Origin of the sequence: Neptuniibacter sp. QD37_11 (genome assembly GCF_047778105.1) — a bacterium.
GTDB lineage: Bacteria > Pseudomonadota > Gammaproteobacteria > Pseudomonadales > Balneatricaceae > Neptuniibacter.
Window position 1 is genome coordinate 3,285,170 of sequence record NZ_CP180552.1, and the last position, 14,051, is coordinate 3,299,220.

16 protein-coding genes are annotated in these 14,051 nt (G+C 46.6%); 4 read left to right on the forward strand and 12 right to left on the reverse strand.

Annotated elements, in window-relative coordinates:
- Positions 1-7 precede the first annotated feature (7 nt).
- Positions 8-940 carry a bifunctional riboflavin kinase/FAD synthetase gene (ribF, locus tag ACMXYT_RS15445; protein ID WP_415899422.1) on the reverse strand — a complete coding sequence of 311 codons (933 nt, stop codon included), beginning with the start codon at positions 938-940 and terminating at the stop codon, positions 8-10.
- A gap of 104 nt (positions 941-1,044) precedes the next feature.
- On the reverse strand, positions 1,045-2,541 hold the full coding sequence (gene murJ, locus ACMXYT_RS15450; protein ID WP_415912208.1) for a murein biosynthesis integral membrane protein MurJ: 1,497 nt from the start codon (positions 2,539-2,541) through the stop codon (positions 1,045-1,047).
- Positions 2,542-2,788: 247 nt separating this feature from the next.
- On the opposite strand from murJ, the gene rpsT reads away from it, so the two are divergent.
- Positions 2,789-3,049, forward strand: a complete 261-nt coding sequence (rpsT, locus tag ACMXYT_RS15455; RefSeq protein WP_415882698.1) for a 30S ribosomal protein S20 — start codon at positions 2,789-2,791, stop codon at positions 3,047-3,049.
- A 65-nt stretch (positions 3,050-3,114) separates the two neighbouring features.
- Here the strand turns inward: rpsT and proB are convergent, their stop codons facing one another.
- The 4 genes from proB to rplU all read right to left on the reverse strand — a co-directional run bounded on the left by proB (position 3,115) and on the right by rplU (position 6,234).
- On the reverse strand, positions 3,115-4,239 hold the full coding sequence (proB, locus tag ACMXYT_RS15460) for a glutamate 5-kinase (protein ID WP_415899423.1): 1,125 nt from the start codon (positions 4,237-4,239) through the stop codon (positions 3,115-3,117).
- Positions 4,240-4,286: 47 nt separating this feature from the next.
- On the reverse strand, positions 4,287-5,486 hold the full coding sequence (gene cgtA, locus ACMXYT_RS15465) for an Obg family GTPase CgtA (protein ID WP_415899424.1): 1,200 nt from the start codon (positions 5,484-5,486) through the stop codon (positions 4,287-4,289).
- Between the two features lie 151 nt (positions 5,487-5,637).
- Positions 5,638-5,895, reverse strand: coding sequence for a 50S ribosomal protein L27 (gene rpmA / locus ACMXYT_RS15470; protein WP_415882701.1), 258 nt, complete (start codon positions 5,893-5,895; stop codon positions 5,638-5,640).
- A 27-nt stretch (positions 5,896-5,922) separates the two neighbouring features.
- Positions 5,923-6,234, reverse strand: a complete 312-nt coding sequence (gene rplU / locus ACMXYT_RS15475) for a 50S ribosomal protein L21 (protein WP_286240327.1) — start codon at positions 6,232-6,234, stop codon at positions 5,923-5,925.
- 244 nt (positions 6,235-6,478) lie between these two features.
- Here rplU and ispB point away from each other — a divergent pair, with 244 nt between their 5' ends.
- Positions 6,479-7,447 carry an octaprenyl diphosphate synthase gene (ispB, locus tag ACMXYT_RS15480; RefSeq protein WP_415899425.1) on the forward strand — a complete coding sequence of 323 codons (969 nt, stop codon included), beginning with the start codon at positions 6,479-6,481 and terminating at the stop codon, positions 7,445-7,447.
- Positions 7,448-7,501: 54 nt separating this feature from the next.
- Here the strand turns inward: ispB and ACMXYT_RS15485 are convergent, their stop codons facing one another.
- Entirely contained in the window at positions 7,502-8,113 is a 612-nt protein-coding gene (locus tag ACMXYT_RS15485; RefSeq protein WP_415911655.1) for a thiopurine S-methyltransferase, read from the reverse strand.
- 129 nt (positions 8,114-8,242) lie between these two features.
- On the opposite strand from ACMXYT_RS15485, the gene fabA reads away from it, so the two are divergent.
- Together fabA and fabB are read left to right on the forward strand one after the other, a co-directional pair.
- Positions 8,243-8,758 (forward strand): 3-hydroxyacyl-[acyl-carrier-protein] dehydratase FabA, encoded by a 516-nt coding sequence (fabA, locus tag ACMXYT_RS15490; protein WP_415899428.1) that lies wholly within the window; start codon positions 8,243-8,245, stop codon positions 8,756-8,758.
- Between the two features lie 126 nt (positions 8,759-8,884).
- A complete protein-coding gene (fabB, locus tag ACMXYT_RS15495; protein ID WP_415886098.1) occupies positions 8,885-10,102 on the forward strand; it encodes a beta-ketoacyl-ACP synthase I in 1,218 nt (405 codons plus the stop codon).
- A 60-nt stretch (positions 10,103-10,162) separates the two neighbouring features.
- Here fabB and ACMXYT_RS15500 read toward each other — a convergent pair whose 3' ends face one another.
- The 5 genes from ACMXYT_RS15500 to glp all read right to left on the reverse strand — a co-directional run bounded on the left by ACMXYT_RS15500 (position 10,163) and on the right by glp (position 14,043).
- Positions 10,163-10,900, reverse strand: a complete 738-nt coding sequence (locus ACMXYT_RS15500; protein WP_415882706.1) for a lysophospholipid acyltransferase family protein — start codon at positions 10,898-10,900, stop codon at positions 10,163-10,165.
- Positions 10,901-10,902: 2 nt separating this feature from the next.
- Positions 10,903-11,154 (reverse strand): molybdopterin converting factor subunit 1, encoded by a 252-nt coding sequence (gene moaD, locus ACMXYT_RS15505; RefSeq protein ID WP_415899429.1) that lies wholly within the window; start codon positions 11,152-11,154, stop codon positions 10,903-10,905.
- Between the two features lie 2 nt (positions 11,155-11,156).
- Positions 11,157-11,636: a cyclic pyranopterin monophosphate synthase MoaC gene (gene moaC, locus ACMXYT_RS15510; protein WP_415882708.1), complete on the reverse strand. Its 480-nt coding sequence runs from the start codon at positions 11,634-11,636 to the stop codon at positions 11,157-11,159.
- Between the two features lie 2 nt (positions 11,637-11,638).
- Positions 11,639-12,751 (reverse strand): 1-acyl-sn-glycerol-3-phosphate acyltransferase, encoded by a 1,113-nt coding sequence (locus ACMXYT_RS15515; RefSeq protein WP_415897108.1) that lies wholly within the window; start codon positions 12,749-12,751, stop codon positions 11,639-11,641.
- Between the two features lie 77 nt (positions 12,752-12,828).
- On the reverse strand, positions 12,829-14,043 hold the full coding sequence (gene glp, locus ACMXYT_RS15520; RefSeq protein WP_415899431.1) for a gephyrin-like molybdotransferase Glp: 1,215 nt from the start codon (positions 14,041-14,043) through the stop codon (positions 12,829-12,831).
- Positions 14,044-14,051 lie beyond the last annotated feature (8 nt).

Consider the following 14,051-nt stretch of genomic DNA (forward strand, 5'->3'; position numbering starts at 1 on the left):
TTCCGAATTAACTACGGGTGCGGTCAAAGTAAGCCCGCACATCTTCAATATCTGCAAAAATTTGTTTTTTAAGCGCATCGATATCTGAGAATTTACGCTCATCACGAACAAACTGCTTAAACTCGACAGTTAGCAACTGCCCATAAATATCTTTATCAAAATCAAACAGGTGTGCTTCAAGCACCGGCTGCTGACCACAAACGGTTGGGCGTATACCAACGTTACATACACCCTGAGCAGTAAAGTTTGGGCCTTTAATTTCTACCGCATAGACCCCGCGCAAAGGGCAAGCATAACGATGCATACGTACATTTGCCGTTGGCACTCCGAGCTGGCGGCCCAGTTTTTGGCCATGCATCACACGACCAGAAACAGCATAAGGGCGTCCGAGTAAAACGGCAGCCGCTTCAAGATCATTCTGCTGTAACACACTGCGAATACGCGTACTGCTGACACGTTCATCAGCATTCAAAAACGTTTGTGTATTTACCACTGTAAAGTCGTGACGTTCGCCTGCATCACACAACATGTTGTAATCACCTGAACGATCACAACCAAAACGAAAATCATCACCAACGACAAAATGCTTCACCGCTAAACCATGCAGTAATAGCTCTTGTACAAACTGCTCCGCCGTCATCGCACGTAGACGGTCGTTAAAATTTAGGCAAAGATGGCGATCGATACCCTCTGCCTGCAACAATCTGTACTTTTCGCCAAAACGGGTTAAGCGCGGTGGTGCTTTATCACCTGCAAAGAACTCTTGAGGCTGAGGCTCAAAGGTAATCACAACGGAAGGCAGGTTTAGCTCCTTCGCTTTTGCCTTTACCTGAGCAAGTACCTGTCGATGGCCTAAATGCACGCCATCAAAATTGCCGATAGTTGCGACACAACCTCGGTGTTTTTCGCGCAGGTTATGTAATCCGCGAATTAGTTCCATCAGGTACTCTTGCTACTGCCAAAAATAAACGCGGCATTATAGCTCAGATAATATCCAACCTGTACTACTGAGACCCGCTGTAAGCAACAGAATGCAAAATAAACTTAATTATGCTTCAAATGACACACTCTCAAGCCTGCAAAAGCCAACACAACAGCATAAACAGCCCCGCCAGTAACCACCAAAATCGCCATTTGAGAGATTCGCACCCACAGATCCATCTGTAGCCACTCGTCAACTGAACCCATCAACTGGATGATGACAATAGCCATCGCCACATTAGCCACCAACATTCGTAGTAATTGCACGACCCAACCCGAAGACCAGCTAAACACGCCCGATTTAATCAACCCATACAACAACAAACCAGCATTCATAAACGCCGACATCGCTGTCGCAGCGGCCAAACCAACATGCGCAAACGGTCCAATAAGGATCAAGTTAAACACCATATTCGACACAGCAGCTTGAATACCGATTTTCACTGGCGTTTTGGTGTCTTGGCGAGAGAAATAGCCCGTAGCCAAAACCTTAATCAGCATAAAGGCGAGCAAACCACAGGCATAAGCACGCAAACTAGCCGCAGCCATAAAGACATCACGATCGGTTAAAGCGCCATAGTGGAACAAGGTGATCAACAACGGTTCAGCCAACACAAACAACGCTACCGCCGCCGGTATACCGATAAACATCACCATCTGCATTGCCCAATTCAAAGTAGACGAAAACGCCTCTCTAGATTGAGTTGTATGCTTACGCGACAAGCTAGGCAGAATGACCGTCGCAATGGCGATTCCAAACACACCCAAAGGCAGCTCTGCCAGGCGATCTGAGTAATACAACCAAGAGACACTGCCGGTTTGCAGAAACGATGCCAACACCGTATCCAAAAGCAGGTTGATTTGAGTAACAGACACCCCAAACAACGCCGGAATCATCAGCGTCATGATGCGGCGAACACCTGGATCATTCCATCCCCAGACGGGTTTAGGCAAAAGATGAATGCGCGCCAGAAACGGCAACTGGAAAACCAACTGCACCACCCCGGCAATCATGACACCCCAAGCCAAAGCCAAGATAGGTGGATCGAACAACGGACTTAGGAAGATCGCAGAACAGATCAAACTGATATTAAGCAGCACAGGCGTGAACGCAGGAACAGCAAAACGCTCATAACTATTCAGGATAGAACCGGCAAACGCAGTCAACGAGATCAATAGCAGATACGGAAATGTAATCCTCAGCATCTCTGCTGCCAGTGCAAATTTCCCCTCATCTCCCATATAAAAACCTGGGGCAAACATAGCGGTTAACATGGGCGCTGCCACCACCGCCAAGACGGTGATTGCGATTAAAATACTACCGAGCGTACCCGCAACATAATTAACAAGCTGCTGCACTGCTTTTAGATCTTTTTGGGTACGATATTCAGATAGAACAGGCACGAATGCTTGAGCAAACGCCCCCTCAGCAAATAATCTGCGAAGAAAGTTCGGAATTTTAAACGCGACGAAGAAGGCATCTGCACTACCACTGGCACCAAAATAATTGGCAACCACAACATCTCGCGCTAAACCTAGCACTCGCGAAAGCATGGTCATCACACCAACCACGGCACTTGATCGCAGTAATCCCGCTGATTTTTTTGCTTCCGTTTCCTGCTTTGACACCGCTTCCGCCTATAATTTCATGAATAACACTCAAGAGAATGGGAATATTACTGCTTCAACAAGAAAATTTCTGCAGTTTTATTGACAGATAGCTCTCAAATATGAATAATCTCGCCTCTAATTTTCGGTGTATACCAATAAGCCGATATTTTACTAACTAATTTTAAGGAGCCGGACTGTGGCAAATTCCGCAGGATCTCGTAAACGTGCTCGACAGGCAGAGAAGCGTCGCCAGCATAACGCTAGCCTGCGTTCCATGGTACGTACCTACATCAAGAAAGTTGTTGCTGCTGTAGAAGCAGGCGAAAAAGCTGCTGCACAGGAAGCATTCCAAGCTGCACAGCCAGTTCTAGATGGTTCAGTGTCTAAAGGCATCTTCCACAAGAACAAAATCGCACGCACTAAAAGCCGTCTGAACAAGCAGATTGCTGCTCTTTAATTAGAGCCAAGCGTAAAAAAAACCGGCTTATGCCGGTTTTTTTGTGCCTAAATTTAGCCCCTCAATTAAGAGAGGACTAAATTATCTCGATGCACCAACTCTTCTTCACCCATAAAACCAAGAATTGATTCAATTTCACCACTAGGCTTACCGATAATTTTTTGCGCATCCCCAACACCGTAGTTCACCAAACCACGCGCAACGATACGACCAAACTCGTCACTGATGATAACCATCTCTCCTCGAGAAAAGTCACCACTCACACTACGAACACCCGCTGGCAATAGACTCTTACCACGCTCACGCAGCGCCTTAACCGCACCCGCATCAAGCATAAGATTCCCACGCGCCTGTAAATGACCTGCAATCCACTGCTTACGCGCCACCATCGGCCCTTTTTCAGGCACCAACAGCGTACCTATATCTTCCGCCTCTCTTAAACGCAGAAGAACATCATCTTCACGACCACTCGCAATAACGGTCACAGCCCCAGAACGCGCCGCTAATTTAGCCGCACGCACTTTAGTGGCCATACCACCACGACCCAACTTACCACCGTCACCTGCCATCGCCTCGAGCGCTTCGTCACCCGCTCTCGCTTCGGAAATCAAAGTCGCCTCAGGATCATGACGCGGATCCGCCGTGAACAGCCCTTTTTGGTCGGTCAGCAGGATTAGAGCGTCAGCTTGAACCAAGTTAGCCACCAACGCCCCCAGCGTGTCGTTATCACCAAAACGAATCTCTTTAGTGACAACCGTATCGTTCTCGTTAACAACCGGAACAACACCCAACTCAAGCAACTCTTTTAAAGTCGCCTGAGCATTAAGATAACGCTTACGATTTGAGTGATCTTCATGAGTCAGAAGAATCTGTGCCGTATGGGTATTATGGCGCTGAAAGTTAGTTTCATAGGCTTGCACAAGCCCCATCTGCCCAACGGCAGCCGCCGCCTGCAGCTTTGAGATCTCGTGCGGTCGCGAATCCCACCCTAGGCGAGTCATACCTTCCGCAACCGAACCCGAGGAAACCAACACGACTTCAAGCCCAGACGCTTTAAGAGCAGCAATTTGATCTACCCAGCGACTAATCGCATCTAAATCCAGACCCTCACCATCATTTGTGAGTAGCGCACTGCCAATTTTTACCACCCAACGCTTCGCGCGCTTGAGTTTTTCCCTACCTACAGCCACTTAAAAACTCCTAACACCGTCTGCAGTAGCAACAATCACATCAATTGCTATTCACGAACATATTCAACTTCAACGTCGTAATCATCATCGTCAAAGTCGTCATCATCCAGATCATCACCCTCGCGACGCGCACGCATATCTGCACGCATCTGCTCAATACGCTCTCGAGCCTCAGCATCAACCTGCTCACGGATCTTCTGCTCTCGCTCAAGAATAGAAGGATCTTCCTCAATCGCCTCTAGACGATGATCCAAGAACGCCTGAATATCACGCATCATATCATCTGTGCCCTGCTGACTTAGCGCCGAGATACGATAAACTGGACCTTCCCACTGCAACTCATCGATCACAGCCTGACAACGCGCTTCGCGCTCCTCTTCCGGGACCATATCCAGCTTATTCAGTACCAACCAACGCGGCTGATCAGCTAGCGTCTGGCTAAACTTCTCCAGCTCACCCACAGCAACTGCTGCTGCCTCCTCAGGAGAAACACCATCCCAAGGCGCCATATCGACAAGATGCAGCAGGATACGGTTACGCGCTAAGTGCTTAAGGAAACGAATACCTAGACCAGCCCCCTCTGCAGCCCCCTCGATAATCCCTGGGATATCTGCAATAACGAAACTGCGATGCTTTTCGATACGTACTACACCTAAGTTAGGCACAAGCGTAGTAAATGGATAATCAGCCACTTTAGGCTTAGCAGCGGACACCGCTCGTATTAGCGTAGATTTACCCGCATTTGGCAAACCTAACAAACCAACATCAGCCAAAACTTTAAGCTCAAGCTTAAGGTTTCGAGTTTCACCCATTGAGCCTTTAGTTGTTTGGCGTGGAGCACGATTCACACTACTCTTAAATCGCGTATTTCCCAAACCATGAAAACCACCCTGAGCAATCTTCTCAACCTGACCGATCTCAGTCATATCAGCAAGAATCTCATCGGTATCCGTATCGATAATGGTTGTACCAACCGGCACACGCAGCACCTGATCTTCACCTTTAGCACCGGTACAGTTACGACCCATGCCAGACTGACCATTAGCCGCTTTGTAGTGACGCGTGAAACGGTAATCGATCAAAGTATTTAGGTTTTCATCTGCCTCAAAATAAACAGAACCACCATCACCGCCGTCTCCACCATCAGGACCACCTTTGGGGATATACTTTTCACGCCGAAAGCTCATACACCCATTGCCACCCTTACCGGCCTCAACCGTGATGACTGCTTCATCGACAAACTTCATGTTATCCCCCAAAAGTTAAACGTAGGAAACCTACAATTAAGCCCTGAAACACCACAAGACTCAGCGGTAGATCCCCTGAAAAATATTTTAAAAAACTATAAACAAAAAAGCTCCGCCTTGGCGGAGCTTTTTAGAAGCTTAAAACCGTTGCTTACGCATCAACTACAGAGATGTATTGACGCTTCTGCGGGCCTTTAACTTCGAATTTAACAACGCCATCTGCTTTCGCAAATAGAGTATGGTCTTTACCACAGCCTACGTTTGTACCAGCGTGGAATTTAGTACCACGTTGACGAACTAGGATGTTACCTGCAGCAACTACTTGACCACCGTAACGCTTGACACCAAGTCGTTTCGACTCCGAGTCGCGACCGTTCTTAGTAGAACCACCAGCCTTCTTATGAGCCATCTATCTAACTCCTAAACTAGGTTAATATTAGGCAGAAATGCCAGTAATTTTAACTTCAGTGAACCACTGACGGTGGCCCTGACGCTTCATGTGGTGCTTACGACGCTTGAACTTGATGATCTCAACTTTCTTAGCGCGGCCGTGCTGAACAACTTCAGCAGTCACTTTAGCACCGTCAACAACTGGTGCGCCGATTTTGATGTCGTCGCCGTTGCCAACTAGCAGAACACGGTCAAACTCAACGTTTGCGCCCGCTTCAGCCTGCAGTTTTTCCAGTTTAAGGGTTTCACCTTCCTGGACACGGTACTGTTTACCACCGCTTACGATTACTGCGTACATTTTAATCTCCGTTATTTGCCCACCCAGCTACTAGAAAAAGGCCTACTTCTAATGGTTACACCATATGGTAGGGAGCCATTATTGGATGGGTCAGGGCGCGCGATTATATAGCAAACCGCCGTTATACACAACTAAGCTTCTTTAATTACATAGCGTAAAACCAGCATTTCTTGACAGAAACTATGCATACACCTAGCATGCGCTATTCTTGATTCCTTTAAGTTAGTAGCAGCCATTACTTATTATGCAGCCTCACCAGTTCAACCCTGTAATAGAACCCCAATTTGAAGCCGTAAACGATTACATCATTAATCACCTTGGCTCTAACGTACCGCTGGTAGAAAAAATTGGTCATTACATCGTTGAAAGCGGCGGTAAACGTCTTCGTCCGTTACTCGTATTGCTTGCTGCTAATGCTGCAAATTATCAAGGCGATAAGCATATCCCGCTAGCGGCGATTATCGAATTTATCCACACAGCCACGCTGCTGCACGATGATGTAGTTGATAATTCTGATCTACGCCGCGGCAAAGATACCGCTAATGCAAAATGGGGTAATGCACCAAGTGTATTAGTCGGCGATTTCCTTTACTCCCGTGCATTTCAGGTATTAGTAGAAATTGGCTCAATGCCGATTATGGAAGTGATTTCCAATGCGACGAACGTTATCGCTGAAGGCGAAGTTCTGCAGCTACTAAACACAAAAAATCCAGATACCACCGAGGAAGCCTACATGCAGGTTATTCTTGGTAAAACCGCTATGCTGTTTGAAGCCGCTACTGAAGCAGGCGCAATCCTTGCCGAAGCCAGCAAAGAAGAGCAAGAAGGCTTACGCTTGTATGGATTACATTTAGGCACTGCCTTCCAACTTATCGACGATGTTATGGATTACTTATCCACAGCAGAAGAGATGGGCAAGAACGTGGGCGATGATCTGGCTGAAGGCAAAGCAACCCTACCACTTATTCATGCGATGCGTGCTGGTAACGAAGAACAACGCAAACTAGTTCGCCAAGCAATTCGCAAAGGTGGTCTAGACGATCTTCAACCGATTATGGATATCGTAAAAGAGACTGGCGCTATCGAATACACCCAAGAGAAAGCTCAAGGTGAAGCAGATAAAGCGATTGCAGCACTTAATGCTCTTCAAGACACATCCTTTAAAGAAACGTTAATTCAAATTGCCAACTTGGCAGTGAAACGTAAAAGCTAAAAGCTTATATCTGTGCACTTAATTACTATAAATTAAGTGCACAGCGAACCCAGATCAGTCACTCAGCAACCAGACGACTTCCTGCCGATCACCATCTACAGCTTCACCTAAACGCTCCACCTTAAAACGCTGACCAAACAAGTTCTTTATCTCTTCGCCAGAAACATTGAACGGTGGTCCTTGCGGGCTATCAAATTCCAAGGTCACCAACAACACTTTCACACCCTTTGGTAACAATTCAATGAGTTTACTAGCATAGTCAGCTCGCATCTCCATTGGCAAAGCCACCAGCGCTGCACGATCATAAACACCTTTAACATCCGATAGACTTTCACTCGTCAATGCAAAGAAATCACCACATAAAAGATTCAGCTTTTCACACGCATGAGAAACAAACAGCTCTGTATCTTCAGTTTTAGCAACTAGATCATTCTCTTTAAAGAAATCCAAACAAGCATTTGAGTTAAGCTCCACACCCAACACATCATGACCACGACCTCTAAGCCAAAGCATATCCTTGCTTTTACCGCACAAAGGGACAAAAACCTTGTCACCAACAGCTAAATCCACCTTTTCCCAATAGGAGACCAAGTAAGCATTAATCTCCATTTGATGGAAACCTATTCGCCCTTCGGACCACTTTTGATGCCAAAAATCATGTTCCATTTCGCCTTTTACACCCTAAGTCGTAAACTTTTTATTCAATAAACCTGACACAGATCGTGCCTAGTGGCATTCAAATCTGTATAATTGCGCGATATTTTGACTTATAAAAACCTGGATAAACAGAAGCTAATGACAAGACCTTCCTCTTTTAATCGCGATGAGCTGCTGTCTTGCGGCCACGGCGAAATGTTTGGACCAGGCAATGCGCGCCTACCAATTGGCAACATGCTAATGATGGATCGCATCCTGGAAATCACCGAAGACGGTGGCGAATTCGGCAAAGGCGAGATTATCGCTGAGTTGGATATCAACCCAGATCTTTGGTTCTTCGGCTGCCATTTTGAGGAAGACCCAGTAATGCCAGGCTGTCTAGGTCTAGACGCTATGTGGCAGATTGTTGGCTTCTTCCTTGGCTGGAAAGGCAACCCAGGCCGCGGTCGTGCATTAGGTGCTGGCGAAGTTAAGTTCTTCGGTCAGGTACTACCGACTGCTAAGAAGGTTACTTACCGAATCCAGCTTAAGCGCGTTATTGAGCGTAAGCTAGTTATGGGCATCGCGGACGGCAGCATGTCCGTTGATGGTCGTGAAATCTACACAGCGAAAGATCTACGTGTAGGTCTATTCACATCTACAGAAGATTTCTGATCTTTTAAGGCCCTGAATTCAGGGCCTTTCTTCTATTTTCCGTCTACTTTTTTACGAATTTAGTGGCAAAACACTACTGATTCACGGAAAATAAGCACCTTAAATTAGAAAAAGAGAGAGAAGCACATGCGTCGCGTTGTTGTTACCGGTATGGGTATCGTTTCTTGTCTGGGTACAGATAAAGAAACCGTTCTGGAATCACTGCAGCAGGGTCGTTCTGGTATTAAATTCCAAGAAGACTATAAAGAGCGCGGTTTCCGTAGCCAGGTAGCCGGCAGCATCGATATCGATTTCTCTGAGCAAATCGACCGTAAATTGCTACGTTTCATGGGTGATGCAGCAGCATACACTTACATTGCAATGAAAGAAGCAATTGCAGATGCAAACCTAGCTGAAGACCAGGTTTCCAACGAGCGCACTGGCCTTATCGTAGGTTCCGGTGGTGCTTCTGCTGACAACATTGTTGAAACTGCCGATATCACTCGCGAGAAAGGCGTTAAGCGCGTAGGTCCATACCGTGTAACTCGCACCATGGGTTCTACTGTTTCAGCTTGTCTAGCGACACCTTTCAAAATCAAAGGTGTTAACTACTCTATTACTTCTGCTTGTGCGACCAGTGCTCACTGTATTGGTAACGCAATGGAACAGATCCAGCTTGGTAAGCAAGACGTAGTATTTGCAGGTGGCGGTGAAGAACTTCACTGGGTACAAACTGCAATGTTTGATGCTATGGGCGCGCTATCTAGCAAATACAACGAAACACCAGAAAAAGCTTCACGTGCATACGATGCAAACCGTGATGGCTTCGTTATCTCTGGCGGTGCTGGCATCCTAGTTATCGAAGAATATGAACACGCTAAAGCACGTGGCGCGAAGATCTACGCTGAACTAGTAGGTTACGGTGCAACTTCTGATGGCTACGACATGGTTGCTCCTTCTGGTGAAGGCGCTGCTCGCTGCATGAAGCAAGCGATGGCAACTGTAGACGGCAAGATCGATTACATCAACGCACACGGCACTTCTACACCAGCGGGTGACATGCAAGAGCTGAAAGCGATGAAAGAAGCCTTTGGCGATGACATGCCAACAGTTACTTCTACTAAGTCTCTATCTGGCCACTCTCTAGGTGCAGCAGGCGTACAAGAAGCTGTTTACTCTCTTCTTATGCAGGAAAACAACTTCATCGCAGCATCCGCGAACATCGATGAGCTAGACCCAGAAGCAGAAGGCCTACCAATCGCTAGCGAGAAGCAGGAAAACGTAGATCTACAACGCGTTATGTCCAACAGCTTCGGCTTCGGCGGCACTAACTGCACATTGGTATTCGAAAAACTAAAAGACTAATCAGTCTTCTAGTTATAAAAAAACCGCCATTCGGCGGTTTTTTTATATCTGAAATTTAGCTTAGGCTATCTCTAGCGCTTTCATATGCTCTTCCAGCCAAGCCACCATATCTTCATGGATTTCATCCACTGTACGACCTTCTACAGGAATTGGCTCGCCCACATGGACTTGCACAGTACCTGGGATCTTCGCAAAGCTTTTGCCTGGCCAATAGAGCCCAGCATCATGAATCATTGGGATCACCGGCACACCCGCACTTAACGCCAGCATAGCTCCGCCTTTGTTAAACTTACCCATTTTACCCACAGGCACTCGCGTACCCTGCGGGAAGATAATCACAGGGATATCATCTTCTAAACGAGATTTACCCTCTGTTAAAAGCTGCTTAAGTGCACCACGCCTTTGGCTACGATCAATCGCGATAGGATTCAACAGGCCTAGCGCCCACCCAAAGAAAGGAATCTTAAGAAGCTCCTTTTTAAGCACTGTACACTGCGGGCGGACCAAGGTTTGTAAAAACAGCGTTTCCCACTCACTTTGGTGGTTAGCTACAACAACATAAGCACCATCAGTAGGCAGATTTTCACGCCCAGTGATCTTTACACCGACACCACAACACAGCTTTAACCAAAAGATATAAAAGTAGTTAATCAGAGTGACAAATTTAAAGCGCTGCTGGAAATTCAATAGCGGTGAGATGATTAAACTCAGCGTGGCATGCACAATGGTTAGAGGGTAAAAGCCTAAGTAATAAAACACTGCACGTAGATAGTGCAGTGGATTCGCTTTTTTAGACATGCTTAGCCCCCAGTTACCGGCGGGAAGAATGCAACCTCATCACCAGCAGCTACGGCGGCATTCTCGTCACACATCTCTTGGTTAACAGCCATCAATATAGGCGTATCAACCAGAATCTTTTGCCACTGCTCTCCGTGAAGCTCAACTAGCTTATTTAGCACTGCAGACACATCAGCAGGCTGACTCACTTCGATAGATTCTTCAGCTACACCTAAACGCTCGCGCAAGCTGGCGAAATACACCACTTTAACCATGATTACTTCTCCACCTTCCAGTGACCGCTTTTGCCACCTTTCTTTTCCAATACTTTAACTGCGCTCATAACCATGCCTTTATCCACGGCCTTGCACATATCGTAAATCGTTAAACCCGCAACAGATGCCGCCGTTAGCGCTTCCATCTCCACCCCCGTCTGACCTGCCAACTTGCAGGTGGCCGTAATCTCAACGACATTACGCTCGGTATTAGGATGAAGATCTACCGCAACTTTACTCAACATCAATGGGTGACAAAGAGGAATAAGATCACTAGTTCGTTTTGCAGCTTGAATACCTGCGATTCGTGCAACCGCTAAAACATCACCCTTTTTATTACCACCTTCCGTAATTAACTTCATGGTGTCAGGCAGCATTTCAACTTCTGCATAGGCAGTCGCTTCACGAAAAGTCACCTGCTTTTCGGAAACATCAACCATGTTAGCGTTTCCCTGGTCATCCAAATGGGTTAAACGACTCATAACTACTCCTGTGTTTGCGTTGCCTGATTTAGAACAGGATTAGCGTACATCTGACGAAGAATATCCTGCGCACCGCCTTCAACACTGTTAATACGCGCTTCTAAACCAGCCTTCTGATCAGCAGTAGCATCATCACTACGACCTGCTGCAATCAGATTAGATGGGTGCAAATAGTAATTTTCATGAATTTGACGATCGATCTCAGCCGCTAGCTCTTCAGGCGTATCGAAGTCAGCATCGATAGGATCACCAAAAGCGACATGCACATGCCCTTTATCACCGGTAATGCCTTTCACAATACTTGCGATATCTTCGTACTGAGACTTCTCATAAACACCATCAGTTGCCTTAGCATGTAGCTCATTCGCTTTTAAGGCATCACATGGATCGTATTCATAAGAGATAGAAACCGGCACAATATTCAGACGCTTAGCCTGCTCAGCAAAACTACGTGATTTACGATGTGCCATATAAAGCATCTTCAAAATGGCTGGATCCGTCGCATCATTACCATCTTTTGCGCGGCCTTCTCGCTGTGCTAACCAGATAGAATGACCACCTAAGATACTGTGATCGATATAAGAAGATAGCTGCGTTAGCGCTTTCATCATTTCACGTCCTGTCGCAGAACGATTGACAATAAAGCTCTTATTCAAACGCATAATGTCAGAAACATAAGGCTTACGAAGCAGGTTATCACCGATCGCAATCCGAACTGTATCCATGCCGTATTGATGACGAACCCAATTGACGAATGCTGGGTCCATTGCGATATCTCGATGGTTTGAGATAAACAGGTAGGATTCTTCAGGATCAAGTTCATCAATACCACTACAAGTCAGCTTAGTGGTCGAACGTCCAATCATCTTCTTCATATAGTTAGCCACCAGCATCTGAAACTCATAGACACTGTCGATCTCACCAATCTTGGCAGCCAAGGCAATACGCACAAATGGTTTTAACAACCATCCAATACTCGAGGATAATTTAGGAAACTGGTAACGCGTAACAGCGGTCAGGAATTCATCATTGTGAAGAATATTAAGGAGTGCATCCGCCACTTCACTATCGTTGAACGGTCTGATCTCTTTATACGGATCCTGCTGATCTGTCATTCTTTCCTCGAAAGCTCTACTAAAAAGGCCGTTATTTTACCGTTTTCTCACGCAAACTTCAGGGAAATTAAATGTAATTAACCGAGAAGTTCAGAAAACGGGATGAATCCGACCAAATCGCCCTCATCTACAACTGTCTGAGGAGGAATAACAGCAATACCATTCGCCCAACTAGCAGACATCAATACACCGGAACTCTGATTTGCGAACGGCTGTAAACGCCCATCCTCAAACCGAACTCGCAGATATTCTTGGCGCTGAATAGCTCGCTTTCTCTGGAAGCCAGCCGGTACTAAAAGTTGCAGTGGCAGTTCGAATGAAGCCCCCTGCAACTTAAGCAAGAAGGCCCTCGCCAACAAGCAAAAAGTTATGAGTGTAGACGTTGGATTACCCGGCAAACCAATAAATGGCGTACCTTTGACCTGCCCATAGGCAACAGGCTTTCCTGGTTTGATCTTGATCTTCCACATATCCAACTGACCAAGATGCTCAACACAAGATTTGACATGATCCTCTTCACCCACAGACACACCACCGGTACTGATGATGGCATCTGCCGATGCAGCCGCTTTTTCCAATGCTGCTAACGTTGCCTCACGCGTATCTGCTACACAACCTAGATCAACAACCTCCATACCTAGACCCTGTAAAAGCCCAGTCAGAATATAGCGATTAGAGTTATAGATCTGCCCTGCACCAAGAGGAAGACCCGGCTCCACTAGCTCATCGCCTGTGGATAAGATCGCAACCTTGAGACGCTTATATACAGAGACAGAAGACAAGCCTACCGACGCTAATATCCCTAGATCAGCAGCTTGCAAACGTGTGCCTACTGCGAGTACCTGGCTACCAGCCAAAATATCTTGGCCAGCACTGCGGACATTATCACCAACCGGCACATCTGCAGGAAAAACAACCTTATCCCCCTCAAAGTGAACATCTTCCTGCATAACAACTGCATTGGCACCTTGAGGAATCTCTGCTCCAGTAAAAATACGTGCACAGGTACCTGCAACTAAAGGCTGCGGAGGCGTACCTGCAGGGATCCTCTGACTCATTTCTAAGCTTGTATTAGCACCTAAATCAGCCGTATTAATTGCGTAACCATCCATACTGCTATTATCAGCCGGAGGGACTGACACAGAAGCGACTGGCGCTTCAGCTAATACGCGCCCTAATGCCTCTGCAACAGGCACAATCTCAGTCACCACAGAAACATGTGCTCCAGCTAAAAGGCGCTGTAGCGCTTCATCAAAAGGGATCAAACCAGGTTGAGAATCACAGCTTCCCATTTTCTTAC

Coding starts and splice junctions, on each gene's coding strand:
- ribF (WP_415899422.1), bottom strand. CDS start 940: ATGGAACTAATTCGCGGATTACATAACCTGCGCGAAAAACACCGAGGT.
- murJ (WP_415912208.1), bottom strand. CDS start 2,541: ATGACCATGCTTTCGCGAGTGCTAGGTTTAGCGCGAGATGTTGTGGTT.
- cgtA (WP_415899424.1), bottom strand. CDS start 5,486: ATGAAGTTTGTCGATGAAGCAGTCATCACGGTTGAGGCCGGTAAGGGT.
- rpmA (WP_415882701.1), bottom strand. CDS start 5,895: ATGGCTCATAAGAAGGCTGGTGGTTCTACTAAGAACGGTCGCGACTCG.
- rplU (WP_286240327.1), bottom strand. CDS start 6,234: ATGTACGCAGTAATCGTAAGCGGTGGTAAACAGTACCGTGTCCAGGAA.
- ispB (WP_415899425.1), top strand. CDS start 6,479: ATGCAGCCTCACCAGTTCAACCCTGTAATAGAACCCCAATTTGAAGCC.
- ACMXYT_RS15485 (WP_415911655.1), bottom strand. CDS start 8,113: ATGGAACATGATTTTTGGCATCAAAAGTGGTCCGAAGGGCGAATAGGT.
- fabA (WP_415899428.1), top strand. CDS start 8,243: ATGACAAGACCTTCCTCTTTTAATCGCGATGAGCTGCTGTCTTGCGGC.
- fabB (WP_415886098.1), top strand. CDS start 8,885: ATGCGTCGCGTTGTTGTTACCGGTATGGGTATCGTTTCTTGTCTGGGT.
- ACMXYT_RS15500 (WP_415882706.1), bottom strand. CDS start 10,900: ATGTCTAAAAAAGCGAATCCACTGCACTATCTACGTGCAGTGTTTTAT.
- moaD (WP_415899429.1), bottom strand. CDS start 11,154: ATGGTTAAAGTGGTGTATTTCGCCAGCTTGCGCGAGCGTTTAGGTGTA.
- moaC (WP_415882708.1), bottom strand. CDS start 11,636: ATGAGTCGTTTAACCCATTTGGATGACCAGGGAAACGCTAACATGGTT.
- ACMXYT_RS15515 (WP_415897108.1), bottom strand. CDS start 12,751: ATGACAGATCAGCAGGATCCGTATAAAGAGATCAGACCGTTCAACGAT.
- glp (WP_415899431.1), bottom strand. CDS start 14,043: ATGGGAAGCTGTGATTCTCAACCTGGTTTGATCCCTTTTGATGAAGCG.